Genomic DNA, 15119 nt, shown 5'->3' with positions numbered 1-15119 from the left:
GTGTCGTCCGCGACGCATGACGTCTGTAGGTGAAGGCTGACGCTCTCGTGAGCCGATGCCGAAAAACCGATGCCTAATCGACCGTCAGCGTTCGAGGCGGTAGTTGAGACTCGCACGGCTAAAGTCCGTCGCGTTCTGCGCTTCGAAATTCCAGCGGTGGCTGAAGAGGTAACGCAGCGTGATCACCTGGCCGGGGTCGAACAGGCCGACGCCGTAGCTGAGGTAGAGGCGCGGCGAGAGGTACTTGCCGACGGTGAACGCGGAGGTCCCACCCAGGGCGTCGTTGTTGCTGACGCCGATGTCGTCCACGCCGATCTTCGAGCCCACGCTCTTGGCCAGCAGGTCACCCGCGGCGGAGCCGAGTGCCTGCGCGGCCGCGCCGACCATGTTGCCTTCGCCGCCCTTTACCTGCGACAGCGGCTTGCCGGTGACAAGGTAGGAGAGGGCGTCGGACTGTTCCATCACCGGATTCGAGAACACGGTGAGGATCGGGCGGCGAGCGGTGCCGGAGACGTACAGGCCGACCTTCTGGCCATCGTCGATCGTCGCGTTCGGATTCAACGTGCGGGCTGCGCGGATATTCAGGCCCGGGTTGTCGATGGGCGTGGTGGCGAACAGCAACTGGCCCTGTTCGATGCGCAGGTCCTGGCCGTAGGCCTTGTAAGTACCGTCGACGGTGACCTGGCCCTGGCCGGTGGTCGCGCGACCGGGGCGCTCGCGCACATCCAGCGTGCCGGTGATCCGGCCGTCGATACCGAAGCCGACCAGGTGCAGTTTCTGGCCGAGGTCGACGCGGATGTCAGCGCTGATCGGCGACGCTTCCGCGGCCGCTTCCTGCGCTTTGTCGTCAACCACCACGACGTCGGCGGAGGCCTTGGTCGCCCCCGAGCCGGGCAAGCGTTCCACGTTGACGTCGGCCAGGTCGATGCCGACCTTGCCGGTGACGTTCATGCCCTTGGCGTCCTGCACGATCGTCAGGTCCGGCGACACGATCGCCTTGGCCGCTGGGATATCCACGGCGGTGAACTTCGAGCCCTGGATGCCCAGGCGCACCTGCGCGCCCGCGCCCAGCGCGGCGGTGCCCTTGATGCCGAGCGTGCCGTCACCGGAGCGGATCGTGCCGTCGACGCTGTAGTTAGTGGCGTCCGTCGTGCTGACGCTGATGCGGCCATCGTGCAGTTTCAGGCCCGCACTCGGCACTTCGGCAGCAAAGCCGCCGAGCAGGGCCTGGCCGGTGATGGCCGGTGCCGCCACGGTGCCACCAAGGTTGAAGTTCGCATCGAGCGCGCCCTTCACCGCATCGACTTCGGTGGTGAACAGTTCGATGACCGAGAGGTTCTTCAGGTGCAGCGCGACGTTGCCGCCAAGCGCCTGTTGCGCACCGGTGAGCGAGACATTGCCAGCGAGCGTGCCGCCATCGTTCAACGTGGCGTTGACGGTGACGCGCTGGTTATCGGGCGCCAGCTGCGCGTTGATCGCCAGGTTGTTGTACACCAGCAACGGCTGGTCACTGCGGTCGGGGTAGACGATGGAGCCGTGCGGCGACGTGATGTTGGCCTGGCCGCTGAGCGCACCCGCGGCGGTGCGCCGGATACTTCCGTCGCCCTCGAGCGTACCGTCGGCGCGCATGGGCGTATTGCCGGCTTCCGCCGCCGTCATGATCAATGCGAGCGGCACCTGGCGCAGGCGATAGCTTGCGTCGAGGTTGCCTGCCTTGTCCTGCTTGCCGTTGACGCAGAGCAGGGGATCCCCGGCCGTCAGGCACAGGTCGCTCATGCTCATCGCGCCGTCCTTGAACGCGAGTTGGCTGGCGTTCTGCAGGCGGAAGCGCGGCAGGCCCTGGAAATCAATGTTCAACGCGGACAGCGTGCCGTTCCATGCGTTGTCCTTGTACGCGCCCGACAACTGCAGGTTCGTGGTGAGCGGCTTGCCGTGCGCGTCGATCGACAGCTGATGACGCTCCTGCGTGCCGTTGGCGTTCACCGCGATGCGATCGAATGCCAGGCCGCCGGTGTTCGCACCGGTGGCGACCACGTCCACCTTGCCGCCTGGCGCGCTGATGTCGGGGACATCGGCGTTGATCGACAGCGCGTCGACCTTCTGCCCCGCGTAGACGATGGCATTGCCGCGGATATCGGCCTTGACGGCCAGTTTCGGCACGGTGCCCTTCGCATTGATCGTGCCCTGCACGCGGCCGCCGGCATCCGGCAGCCAATCGCCCAGCGAGGCAATGGCAAGCTTCAGCTGCGCGTCGTTGGCGGTATCGCCCTTCGCATCCAGGGAGATGGTGCTGCCCCCCGAGGCGAGGTCGAGCTTGCCGTTGACGACTTCGTGCGGTTTCAGCTCGAGCTTGCCGCTGCCGCGCAGCGGGCGCTGACGCAGGGTGCCGTCCAGCTTGCGCAGTTCCAGCGTGCCAAGCGGCTCGTCGTTGACCAGGCGGCCTTCCGTCGAGAGGTCGAGGTTGAGGGCGCCGGCCCATTCGGCCAGCAGCTGGCCGGGATCGAACTGGTCGCCCTTGACGTCGAGTTTCCACGCGATGCCCGGCTTCAGGGTGACGCTACCGCTGGCGGCCAGGTCGCCCTTCGGCTGCTTGAGTTCCAGCGTGTGGATCGTGATGACATCGGGCTTGCCGTTCACGTCCAGCGTGAACTTGCCGACGTGGTCCGGCGGGCCGATATCGACGTCGCCGAGGGCGTGGTAATCCTCCGCGCCGCCTTCGAAGGTGAGCTTGCCCGTGCTGGCCAGCACTTGGCCGGCCACGTTCTCGGGCACCAGCACGTCCTTCCATTGCAGCGAGAGGTTGGCCGTGAGGGGTGTCGCGGCGATCTCGACGGTGCCCTTCGCGGTCAGGGCGCCCTTGACCTGCGGCGAGCCGACGGTGAGTTCGTTGAGGGTGAGGCGCTTGTACTCGTGGTCGAACGACGCGTCGATGGGCGCGAGGTGCACCGCGTAGGCGTTGAGGTCGACGTCACCTGTCAGTTTCGCGCTGTAACGGTCGCCCGAGCCGCGCAGGGCGAGGCCCAGTGACTCAAGGCTGCTGTCGCCGAGAAGCGGCTTCGGATTGAAGCGCGGCGCGTCGATGGAGGCCGTCCAGGCGAAATCGCCGCTTTGCACCAGGTTGGCATCGACCTGGGCGACGAACGGCAGGCGCAGCTTGATGAGGGTGTGCGCCTTCGCCCCGTCGCTATGCGCTTCGAGGTCGCCGGCGTACTCGACATCGCCGACCTTCCACTGGAAGCCGGCCTTGCCGTCGCCCATGTAGCCCTTGCCGACGGCAAGGTTGCCGGCGAGGTCGGCGTGGCCGTCCGGTGCACGCAGGGCGAGGCGGCTGACGGCAATGCCTTTGCCTGTCCACGACCCGGCGAGGTCCAGCGAGTTGGATTCGAAGACAGGCTGGCCGGCCTGGGTGATCTTCACGTGGCCGACCTTCACGTTGTCCAGGACGACATCGAGCGGCGGCTTCAGCGTGAGGGGTTCGCTTGGCTCGTTGGTGTCCGGCGCAGGCGGCGCCAGGGCGACATCCACGCCATCCACCGTAAGCGTGTAAACGTGCGCTTGCTTGCGCAACAGCGCGCCAAACGAGAAATCGACATGCGCTTTGGCCACGCGCACGTCCAGGCCTTTTCCGTCGACATAGCGCACGCCAGCCAGGTCCAGCGGGCCGGCGAGCCGTCCTTCGGCGGAGGCCACGGTCAGCGCGTTGTCGGTGGCGCTCGTCGCGCGAGCCAGGGCGAAGCGCAAACCCGACGCCGTGCCGACCAGCCACCACACACCCAGTGCCACCACGACGAGAAGCACGCCAAGCGCGATGCCGATGCGGATGAACCATTTCATGCCCGCGCTCCTCACAGGTCCGGCCCGATCACGACATGCAGGTGGATGCCGTGTTCGTTCTTGTCATGCACGGGCACGGCCACGTCGAAGCGGATCATGCCCACGGGCGACAGCCAGCGCACACCCAGGCCCGTGCCGACGCGCGGTCGGTAGTCGGTGCCCGTGAAGGCGTTGCCGGCGTCGACGAAGGCGGCCATGCCCCAGTTGCGCGTGAAGTAATGCTCCACTTCGGTGCTGCCCACCAGCAGGCTCTCGCCACCGATGACGCGATCGTAGGCGTTGCGCGGGCCGATGCTCTCGAAATCGTAGCCGCGCACGCTGCGGTCACCACCGGCGAAGAAGCGCAGCTGTGGCGGCAGGGCACTGAAATCGTTGGTCCAGGTCTTGCCGGCGCTGCCGCGCAGGATCAGGCGATTGCGGCCCCAGAACGACTGGATCCACTTTGCATCACCCATGATGGTGGAGAAGCTGGCATCGGAGGCCAGCGTGCCGACGGTGCTGCGCGCGGTCAGGGTCAGCGACCAGCCGCTGCGCACGAAGGTGGGGTTGTCGCCCTTCTTCTTGCTCAGGCTCACTTCCGGGTAGAGCAGGGTGCTTTGCCCGTGCTCGAGGCCTTCGGCGTTATCTCCTTCGCCACCGCGCTTGCCGACGGTGAACGTGCCGGTGAGCACGTTCACGCCGACGGTGCGTGTCCACCCGTGCCACAGCCGTGTTTCGTTGGCCACCAGCTGCAAGGTGCGCGATTTGGAGGTCACCGTGTTCGCATCGCGGTAGTTGGCGCCGAAGTTGAAGCTGCGCTGGTTCGGGCCGGGCATGGGAATCTGGTACAGCGTCGACAACGTCTTCAGCCGTTGCGCCACCACCAGTTCGTTCTTCCACTTGTGCCCGCGGTCGTTGATCCAGCGCTTCTCGATGCCGCCGCGCAGGCCGGCGCCGGTATCGGTGCCGAAGAACGGGCCGCCCGTGTACACCGTGCGCTTGGCCGGGGCCAGCTCCACGTTCACGTCGACGGTGCCGTCCTTCGCGTTGTCGGTATCGGGAATGACGTTGACCACGGCGAAGTAGTCAGCCCCATTCAATGCCTGCTGAAGCTGCAGCAGCTGGTCCTGCGCGAAATAGTCGCCGCTCTTGAACGGCAGGTAGCGGTCGAGGAAACCGTCACGGAATTGTGAATTCTTGAAGTTCACATGGCCGTAGCGGTAGCGCTGGCCGGCCTCCCATTTGAGGTCCACTTTCGCGGTGTGCTCGGCGCGGTTCACTTCCACGCGGTGGGTGACCAGGCGCGCATCGAGGAAGCCGGTAGCGGTAAGCGCGCCGCTGACCGCATCACGGGCGGCATCGTACTGCCCGTCGTTCATCGGCTTGTCTTTCAGGTTGTCGAGGCCGCGCATCGCCCTGCGCACGGCGGGCACCTTGGACGCGGTGTCGTCGATCACCGCGCTCACCGTCGTCACCTTCACCGGCGTGCCGGGCACCACGTGCAGGGTCACCTGCCAGTTGTTGCCCACCTGCTTGAGGTCACCCGTGGCGGTGGCTTCGTAATAACCATAGGGCCGCAGGGCGGCCTGCACCTGGTCGGGGGCATTGGCATAGAGGCGGCGGATCTGCGCGTCGGTGACATCGCGCGCGGTGTACTGGCTCAGTTCCACGCCAGCGACCACGGCGTTCTTCAGCGTATCGTCCACGCCGTCCACGGTCACGACGACGCCCGCATGGGCGACCGCAGGCAGGAGGAACCACGGCAGAAGCAGCAGTCCATGGCGTCTGGTTAGGCGCATGAGCGTCCTTCCGAATCCGGCGTTCCCAGGTATTGCCGTAACTTACCGCGCGTTGGCGATCAGGTCGATAGAGGGGTCGTGACGAAGCTGAACAGCTTGCTTCGTCACGACGCCTGGTCAGCCTGCTTCGTCGCCCGACTGGTGCGCGATCCAGGCGCCGACCATGGCTGACACGTAAGGAATGGATTGCGCGGCGAGGATGAAAATCCACAGCGTGCTTTCGATGTACTGCGTGCCGTAGTGCAGTGCCATGCCGACGATCGCAAGTGCCAGCGCGACCGCCATGAGGACTTCCTCACGCACGGGCGCGAACGCCGCAAATCCGCTGCCACCCATGCGCCGGCTCTTCGCCGTGACAACGAAGGCCGTTTTCTCGCGCGTGAGGCCGTGCAGGATGCCGCGTGCGATGGCATGCGACAGGCCCATGCTCGCCACCGACGCCATGATGGTGTCGTACCAGCTGCATGGGACGCGCGCGCGGTACAGCACCACGCCGAAGATGGCCTTGGCGAAGAAGAAGCCGATGACCGGGATGAGGAACAGCTGCATGGGCAGGTTGAAGTAGTCCGGCGCGGCGATCATGCCGGCGGTCCACAACAGGCCCATCATGGTGAAGATGTAATGCAGCGCATCGGCGAACCAGCTGAACCAGCCCGTGAGGAAGTGGAAACGCTGGCCGGCGGTCAGCGGGCCCTTGCCCGTCATCCAGTGCCAGCGACCCTTGAGGATCTGCATCGCGCCGAACGCCCAGCGATAGCGCTGGCTCTTGTATGCCTTGAAGTCGGCCGGGGTGAGGCCCTTGCCCATCAGTTCATCGACGTACACCAGCTCGTAGCCGGCGTGCATCAGGCGCAGGCCAAGCTCGGCATCCTCGCAGATCGTCCATTCCGACCAGCCGCCCGTGCCTTCCAGCGCGGACCGACGGACCATGGTCATGGTGCCGTGCTGGATGATGGCGTTGCGCTCGTTGCGATGGTGCATGCCGATGCGGAAGAAGCCGTCGTATTCCCACGCCGTCATGCGGCGGAAGCGGTTCTTCTCGAACTCACGGTGCGCCTGCGGGCACTGCACCACGGCCACCTTCGGATCGTGGAAGTAGCCGGTCAGCGTGGACAGCCAGTCTTCGCGCACTTCGTAATCGGCATCGATGACGGCGACGACATCCGCGCGCTCGTCCGTGGCCGTCAGGCCGAAGTTGAGCGCGCCGGCCTTGTAGCCGGGCCACGGTTCCAGGTGGAAGAAGCGGAACTTCGGGCCGAGCTGCTCGCAGTACGCCTCGACCGGCTTCCATACCGCCGGATCCTTGGTGTTGTTATCCAGCACCAGGACTTCGAAGTTCTCGTACTGCAGCCGTGCCAGCGAATCCAGGGTGATCTGGACCATCTCCGGCGGCTCGTTGTGGCAGGCCAGGTGGATGGATACGAACGGCTGGCGCTCCACCGGGTCGGGCGGCAGCATGCCGGCGTAGCGCACCCACTTGCGGCGCCACAGCACCTCGGTGAACTCGAAGCCGTTGATCAGCAGGATGCCGAGGATGGCCAGCTGCGCCGGGAACAGCAGGATCAGCATCGCCCAGTCGAACGGGCCGAGGTAGAAATTGAAGGGCAGGGTGGCCGACCACACGATCAGGCCGCAGGCCAGCTGCACCAGGGCCATGAAGAACAGCAGGCCGGCCAGCTTGAAGCGGCGGAAGGCGATGCCGAACCACAGCATGGGGATGAAGGCGAGCGCCGAGGCGGCAATGGCCTTCCACGGCCAGTGGATGTCTTCGGTGACCGGGCCCTTGAAGGGGAACTTCAGCTGGCGGTCGGCGTTGAACATGCCCCAGTACGCGCCGGTGCGACCTTCGCCCAGGTTTTCCTTCCACGGCTGGTCGATGGCTTCGAGGACGTAGTAGTCGTCGATACCGTTGGCCTTGGCGTCGTTGAAGAACGTACGCAGGAAGATCGCTTCGTTGGAGACGCTCGGGTCGGCGCGCTTGAAGCGGTCGCCGTTGGACGGCCAGCCGATTTCGCCAATGGTGATGTGCTTGCCCGGGAACTGGGCCACCAGGGCCTTGTAGCTCGCGATGGCATCGCCCACGCCGTCACGGGCCGTGATGCCGTTCCAGTAGGGAAACAGATGGACGGTGATGAAGTCGACGTGGTTGGCCAGCTCGGGGTTCTGCAGCCAGATGTGGAACGGCTCGGCGATGGACACCGGTTGCTTCACGGCGGCGCGGACGCGGTCGAGGTAGCCCATGACCTGCTCGGGCTTGAGGTCGCCGCGGAACAGCACCTCGTTGCCGACGATGACGCGGGTGATCGTCTTCGGGTAACGGCGGGCCTGGGCGATCAGCGCGTCGATCTCGCGCTCGTTGTTTTCCAGGCGGGTGTCGATCAGGGCGCCGGCCATCAGGTCCAGGCCTTCCTTGTCGGCAAGCCGGGCCACCTGCGGGTTCTCCAGCACCGAGTAGGTACGAATGCGCGGCGAGTACCGCTTGATCAGGCGCAGGTCGCTGTCGATTTCGGGGTCGGTCGAGACGTCGCCCTTCATCGGGTTCTGGTACCGCTGGTAGGCGGTGAACGCAAAACCGGGGACTGGAGCGTCCCAGTCCTTGGGGCCGTTGGGCAGGTTGGCGACAAGCCACAGGCCGATATTCAGCGCGGCCACGAGGATCGCGAGGATCACCGCGACGAGGATGGGGTGGTTCCGGTCGGTCGTGCTGGTAGCGCTCAAAACATTCCCCGGACCGGTCGGCCCCCAAGTGGCATCAGTGAGGTAACCCGGGGAGCTTAACGAACGGTGGGGGATGGCTCAATGTGAGACTGAACGGCCGGTCAGGCTGAACTCAGTCAGTGACCGGCCTCCAGGGGGCTCGAACCCGCTTATTTCAGCAGCGAGCGGAGCATCCAGGCGGTCTTCTCGTGGTCCTTCAGGCGGCCGGTCACCATGTCGGCGCTGCCTTCGTCACCGGCGGCTTCGGCGGCCCGGATCACCTCGCGCGAGGTGGCCGCTGCGATTTCATGGCCTTCCACCAGCTGGGCCACCATCTCCTTCCACTCCGGCACGCCCGCCTCTTCCTTGATCGAGGTCAGCTTGCCGAACTGGCCGTAGGAGCCCGGGGCGAAGACGTCGAGGATGCGGATGCGCTCGGCGATCTCGTCCGCCGCCAGCCACAGGGCGTTGTACTGCACCTCGAACATGGCATGCAGGCTGTTGAACTGGGGGCCGGTCACGTTCCAGTGGAAGCTGTGGGTCTTCAGGTAGAGCGAATAGGTGTCGGCCAGGAGCTTCGAGAGCTCCGCGGCGACCGCTTCGCGGTCCTTCTTGGCAATGCCGATATCAATGGCCATGTTCCGACTCTCCGTGGTTTCCAGTGGTATGGGCGAAATGTTAACGACTGCGGCCACGGCCGTGAAATGAAACGTTCTGATCCCCTTGATAGACGCACGCTATCATTAGCGTTCCCATGAGTACCCCAACGACCCCCTCGCGCCATCCGCCCGCCGATCCGCGCCTGACCGAGCTGCGCGACGCGCTCCAGCGTGTCTCCAGCCGTGATTTCGGCCGCCTGATGGGCCGCTGGCGTGGGCTGTCGCGCAAGCCGGACAGCGCGCGCATCGATCAGCTGGCCCAGGACATCGCCACGTCGATGGCCCGCCGTGCCGCCCGTGCCGCCTCGAAGCCGCCCATCAACGTCGACGAATCGCTGCCTATCGCGGCGCGCGCCGACGACATCATCACGCTGATCCGCGAGCACCAGGTGGTGGTGATCGCCGGCGAGACGGGCTCGGGCAAGACCACCCAGCTGCCGAAGCTGTGCCTGGCCGCCGGCCGGGGCGAGGCCGGGCTGATCGGCTGCACCCAGCCGCGCCGCCTGGCCGCTCGCTCCGTGGCTACCCGCGTGGCCGAGGAGCTGCAGACGCCGCTGGGCGACAAGGTGGGCTTCCAGGTGCGCTTCACCGAGAAGGTGTCCGACCAGGCGCTGGTCAAGTTCATGACCGACGGCATCCTGCTGGCCGAGACCCAGGGCGATCCCTGGCTGTCGGCGTACGACACCATCATCATCGACGAGGCCCACGAGCGCAGCCTCAACATCGATTTCCTGCTGGGCTACCTGAAGCGCCTGTGCGAGCGCCGGCCGGACCTCAAGGTGATCGTTACCTCGGCCACCATCGACACCGGGCGCTTCGCCGAGCACTTCGGCAACGCCCCCGTCATCGAGGTGGAAGGCCGGACCTACCCGGTGGAAGTGCGTTACCGGCCGCCCGGCGAGAAGGGCGAGGGCAATGTCGCCCAGCAGATTGCCGATGCCATGGACCAGATCACCCGCGAGGATCCGCGCGGCGACGTGCTGGTGTTCCTGCCGGGCGAGCGCGAAATCCGTGACACCCACCTGCTGCTCTCGCGCCGGCAGTACCGCGAAACGGAAGTGCTGGCCCTGTACGCGCGCCTCTCCGCCAACGAGCAGGATCGCGTCTTCCGCCCCGGCACCAAGCGGCGCATCGTGCTGGCCACCAACGTGGCGGAAACCTCGCTGACGGTGCCGCGCATCCGCTACGTGGTCGATCCGGGCACGGCGCGGGTCAAGCGCTACAGCCAGCGCGGGCAGATCGAGCGCCTGCACATCGAGCCGATTTCGCAGGCCGCCGCCAACCAGCGCAAGGGCCGCTGCGGCCGCGTCGGCCCGGGCATCTGCTATCGCCTGTACGACGAGCAGGAATTCCTCCTGCGCCCCGAATTCACCGACCCGGAACTGCTCCGCTCGTCGCTGGCCAACGTCATCCTGCGCATGCTGGCGCTGGACCTGGGTGGGGTCGAGGATTTCCCGTTCCTGGAAGCGCCGGACCCGCGCGTGGTGGCCGACGGCTACCGTCGCCTCGCCGAGATCGGCGCCATTGGCGACGACCGCCGGCTGACCGAGATCGGCCGTACCGTGGCCCGCCTGCCGATCGACGTGCAGCTGGCGCGCATGCTCGTCGAGGCGCGCCGCCTCGGCAGCCTCGCCGACCTGATGACCATCGTGGCCTTCCTGTCCATCCAGGATCCGCGCGAGCGCCCGCCGGAAGCCCGTGGCCAGGCGGACGCCGCCCATGCGCAGTTTGCGGACCCCAAGTCCGATTTCGTTGGCGTCGTGAACCTGTGGAAGGCGTATCTCACCGCCGCCGAGGACCTCACCTCGTCGAAGCTGCGCGACTGGTGCTCCCGCCACTTCCTCAGCTTCATGCGCATGCGCGAATGGCGCGAACTGCACCGCCAGCTGGCCCTGGTCACGCGCGACCTGGGCTGGGACAAGGCCGCACCGGCCCAGGGCACGGGCCGCAAGGCCACGGTGGGGACGCTCGAAGGCGAGGCCCTGTTCGAAGCCATGCATCGCAGCCTGCTCGCCGGCCTGCCCACCCAGGTGGGCCACAAGGACGACAAGGGCGTGTTCCGCGGCCCGCGCGAGCGGCGTTTCCAGGTGTTCCCGGGCTCCGCGCTGGCGAAGACGCCGCCGGCCTGGATCTTTGCGGCGCAGATCCTCGATATCGGCGGCCGCGTGTGGGCCATGATGAATGCCCGAGTGGATCCGGCCTGGATCGAACAGCAGGCCAGTCATCTCGTGCGCGCCACCGCGCGCGATGCGCACTGGTCGCGCAAGCGCGGCACCGTGGTGGCCTATGAGCAGGTGACCCTGTTCGGCCTGGTGCTGGTCGAACGCCGCCCGGTCACGTTCCACAAGCAGGATCCGCGGCTCGCGCATGAGATCTTCGTGCGTGAAGCGCTGGTGCGCGCGGACATCGACAGCCGCGCCGACTTCGTGCGCGCCAACCAGCGCGTGCTGGAGCAGGCGCATGACATCGAAGCCAAGCAGCGCCGTGCCGGCCTGTTGCGCGCCGAAGACCAGCTCGAGGCGTTCTTCGACGGCAAGCTGCCCGAGTCCATCGCGGACACCCGTGCGCTCGATGCGTGGTATCGCAAGGCCTCCCCCGGTGAACAGGCTGCGCTGCGCTGGACCCTCGCCGACGTGATGGACACTGGGGCGGGCCTGGACCCGAAGGCCTTCCCGGCATCGCTGGACATCGGCCAGCAGCGTTATCGCCTCGAATACCGCTTCGTCCCCGGCGACCCCGCCGATGGCGTGACCTTGAACGTGCCCCTGGCCTTCCTCAACGCCGTGCCCTCCGCGCGCGGCGAATGGCTCGTGGGCGGCCTGCTCGCCGACAAGGTGGCGGAGCTGATCCGCGGCCTGCCGAAGGCCCTGCGCCGCAACTTCGTCCCGGCGCCCGATTTCGCCCGCGCCTTCACGGAAGCCGAAGCGCCGCGTGACGAGCCGTTGGCGAAAGCGCTGGCGGCGTTCCTCAAACGCACCACCGGCGTGGACATCGACGCGGCCGCCTTCGCCGATGCGGAGATCCCGCCGCACCTGCTCATGCGCTACCGCGTGCACGACGACAACGGCCGCACCGTCGCCGACAGCCGCGACCTGGCCGCCATCCGCGCGCAATGGGAAGGCCAGGCCCGCGAAGCGTTCTCGCGCAAGACGGACATCGAACTCACCCGCGAGGACATCCTCACCTGGGACTTCGAGTCGATCCCGGCCGAAGTGCGCTCCGAGGCAGGCCTGAAGGCCTATCCGGCCCTGGTGGACCTGGGTGAGGCGGTAGCCCTGCGTGTGTTCGAACGTGCCGACGAAGCGGCCGAGGCGCATGTCGGCGGCGTCGAGCGTTTGTTGCGCGGCGCTCTGGCCCCCGAGTTCAAGCGTGCGCGGCGCCAGTTGCCCATCAGCAACCCGCTGTCACTGAAATACGCGCCGCTCGGCAGCGTCGATGGCTTGCGCGACGACCTCGTCGAGGGCGGCTTCGCCGACCTGCTGGCCGATGCGACGCTCAACGTGCGGACGCTCGCCGATTTTGAACACCTCAAGAACGAGTTCGGGCGGGCGCTGTTCGGCGCGGCGATGGCGCGGCAAAAGCTCGCCGAACCCATCATCGAGGCCCAGGCCGAGCTGAAGCCGTGGATGGAGCCGCCGCTGATGGGCTTCGCCAAGGCCAGCTACGACGACCTGCGCGAACAGCTCACGGCGTTGCTCCAGCCCGGTTCGTTGCGTGAACTGCCCACGGCGCGGCTTGCGCACCTGCCGCGTTATCTCAAGGCCATGCGCCTGCGTGGCGAACGCCTGCGCCAGGACCCGCAGCGCGACCAGTCGCGTATGCTGCAGGTACTGCCGTACTGGCGGGCCCTCCTCAATGCAGGTGGCACCGCGCTGGACGCGGAGGCCTGGGCGGAGTTGCGCTGGCTGATTGAAGAGTGGCGCGTATCGCTGTTTGCCCAGGAACTGAAAACCGCCGAACCCGTTTCGGCCAAACGCCTGGCCAAGGCGCTGGAAGCCGCACAGGCCCGTACCGCATGAAGAGTTCGCCGCCCAACGCAGGATCGGACACCGCGCCCGAGGCGCCCACCGGGGCGTCGCGGCAGCCGTTGACCGAGCGCGCGCGCGACGCCAGCGCCGTGTTGCCGGTGGCCGCGCGGGCCGAAGCGGAAACGATTATCGAAGTGCTCCGCCTGCTCGGCTGCGATGACGAAACCTGCGCCGCGGCGCTGTGGTATTCGCTGATGCGCGGCATGCCCGGCGCGGCGGATGCCGATGCCGCCACGTGGCCGGCATCGCTCAGGCGCCTGGTCGATGGCCAGGGCGAAGCCGAAAAAGTGTGGGCGCTGCATGCGCAGCGCGGGCCGGTCACCGGCTCGGAAGGGCTGCGCCGCCTGCTGCTGGCGATCATCCGCGACCTGCGCGTGGTCTTCGTGTTGCTGGCGCGGCAGCTGGCGGCCATGCGCACGGCCATGTCACTGCCCGATGCCGAACGCCGCGAACTGGCCCAGCTCACCGCCGACATCCATGCGCCGCTGGCCAACCGCCTGGGTATCTGGCAGCTCAAGTGGGAGCTGGAAGACCTGGCCTTCCGCTACCTGGAACCGGATACCTACCGTCGCATCGCCCGCCTGCTCGACGAGCGCCGGGCCGATCGCGAGCGCTTCATCACCGAAAGCCTGGCCGAACTGGGCACGGTGCTCGGCGAGGCCGGCATCGACGCCGAGCTGGCCGGCCGTCCGAAGCACATCTTCTCCATCTGGAAGAAGATGAAGAAGAAGGGCCTGGAGTTTTCCGACCTCTACGACATCCGCGCGGTGCGCATCCTGGTGGGCTCGGTGGCCGATTGCTACGCGGCGCTGGGCCTGGTGCACAGCCTGTGGCCGCACCTGCCGGGCGAGTTCGACGACTACGTCGCTCGCCCCAAGGGCAACGGTTACCGCTCGCTGCATACCGCGGTGATCGGCCCGGAAGGCAAGACGCTGGAAGTGCAGATCCGCACGCACGAGATGCATCGCGCCAACGAACTGGGCGTGGCGGCGCACTGGCGCTACAAGGAAGGCGGTGGTGCCGACGCCGAGTTCGAGGCGAAGATCGCGTGGATGCGCAAGCTCCTCGAGCCGCGCGGCGAAGAGGATGCGGAGCTGGCGGCCGGGTTCGCCACCGAACTGATGGAAGACCGCGTGTACGTGCTGTCGCCCAAGGGCGAAGTCATCGACATGCCGCGCGGTGCCACGGTGCTGGATTTCGCGTACCACATCCATACCGACGTCGGGCATCGCTGCCGTGGTGCGAAGGTCAACGGACGCATCGTCCCGCTGACCACGCAGCCGCGCAGCGGCGATCGCGTCGAGATCCTCACCACGAAAACCTCCGTGCCCAGCCGCGACTGGCTGTCGGCGCACCATGGCTACCTGGCCACGTCGCGCGCGAAGGAGAAGGTGCGCGCGTGGTTCCGCCGCGAAGCGCACGAAGCCAACATCGGCGCCGGCAAGATCACGCTGGAAAAGGAACTGCGCCGGCTGGCGCTGGATAACGTCGACCTCGCGGCCGTCGCTGCGCATTTCCGCCTGAAAAGCGTGGAAGACCTCTACGTCACCGTTGCCCTGGGTGAAGTGTCGTTGGGGCAGATCGCCCGGCACCTGCAGGAGCCGACCGAGCCTGCCTTCACCCAGTCGGCCGCGCCGGTGGTCGCACGCGGCGCGCAGCACGATCGCGGCGCGCTTTCCATCGAAGGCATCGGCAACCTGCTGACGACGCTGGCGCGGTGCTGCCAGCCGCTCCCGGGCGATCCGGTGCGCGGCTTCATCACCCGCGGCCGCGGCGTGTCGGTGCATCGCGCCGATTGCGCGTCGCTGGCGCGCCTGGCCCGCAAGGATCCGGACCGCGTCATCGAGGTGAGCTGGGGCAGGGTGGAGGTGCAGAACTACGAGGTGGACATCGAACTGCGTGGCTACGATCGCAAGGGCCTGCAGAAAGACGTCGCCACCACCATCAGCAACATCGGGCCGCATATCGTGGCTTCGTCCAGCCGGGTGAACACCCGCACTAGCGAAGTGGACATGCGCTTTACCCTGCGCGTGCGTGATTACGAGCAGCTGTCGATGCTGCTGGGCAGGCTATCCGCCCTGCCCAACGTCACCGACGCACGCCGCCTCGGCAGCCACTAGCCG

The 15119-nt window shown here is 67.0% G+C and carries 6 protein-coding genes; 2 read left to right on the top strand and 4 right to left on the bottom strand.

Annotation, left to right across the window (positions count from 1 at the left end; translation table 11 throughout):
- Nucleotides 1-84 precede the first annotated feature (84 nt).
- The 4 genes from FIV34_RS15560 to FIV34_RS15545 all read right to left on the bottom strand — a co-directional run bounded on the left by FIV34_RS15560 (nt 85) and on the right by FIV34_RS15545 (nt 8947).
- Complete coding sequence (locus FIV34_RS15560) at nt 85-3834, bottom strand: translocation/assembly module TamB domain-containing protein (protein WP_139984333.1); 3750 nt, start codon at nt 3832-3834, stop codon at nt 85-87.
- 11 nt (nt 3835-3845) lie between these two features.
- Nucleotides 3846-5612, bottom strand: a complete 1767-nt coding sequence (locus FIV34_RS15555) for an autotransporter assembly complex protein TamA (protein WP_139984331.1) — start codon at nt 5610-5612, stop codon at nt 3846-3848.
- A 117-nt stretch (nt 5613-5729) separates the two neighbouring features.
- Nucleotides 5730-8330, bottom strand: a complete 2601-nt coding sequence (locus tag FIV34_RS15550) for a glycosyltransferase (RefSeq protein WP_139984328.1) — start codon at nt 8328-8330, stop codon at nt 5730-5732.
- A 149-nt stretch (nt 8331-8479) separates the two neighbouring features.
- Complete coding sequence (locus FIV34_RS15545; protein ID WP_139984326.1) at nt 8480-8947, bottom strand: Dps family protein; 468 nt, start codon at nt 8945-8947, stop codon at nt 8480-8482.
- A 116-nt stretch (nt 8948-9063) separates the two neighbouring features.
- Here FIV34_RS15545 and hrpA point away from each other — a divergent pair, with 116 nt between their 5' ends.
- Complete coding sequence (hrpA, locus tag FIV34_RS15540; protein WP_139984324.1) at nt 9064-12987, top strand: ATP-dependent RNA helicase HrpA; 3924 nt, start codon at nt 9064-9066, stop codon at nt 12985-12987.
- A complete protein-coding gene (locus tag FIV34_RS15535; RefSeq protein WP_139984322.1) occupies nt 12984-15116 on the top strand; it encodes a bifunctional (p)ppGpp synthetase/guanosine-3',5'-bis(diphosphate) 3'-pyrophosphohydrolase in 2133 nt (710 codons plus the stop codon). The genes hrpA and FIV34_RS15535 overlap by 4 nt, the downstream gene beginning before the upstream one ends.
- The last annotated feature ends 3 nt before the right edge of the window (nt 15117-15119 follow it).

It is taken from the genome of Luteibacter pinisoli (genome assembly GCF_006385595.1).
In the GTDB taxonomy this organism is placed as follows: Bacteria; Pseudomonadota; Gammaproteobacteria; order Xanthomonadales; family Rhodanobacteraceae; genus Luteibacter; species Luteibacter pinisoli.
Note: the sequence above shows the minus strand (reverse complement) of the source record. Positions and strands in the feature narration are given on the sequence as shown.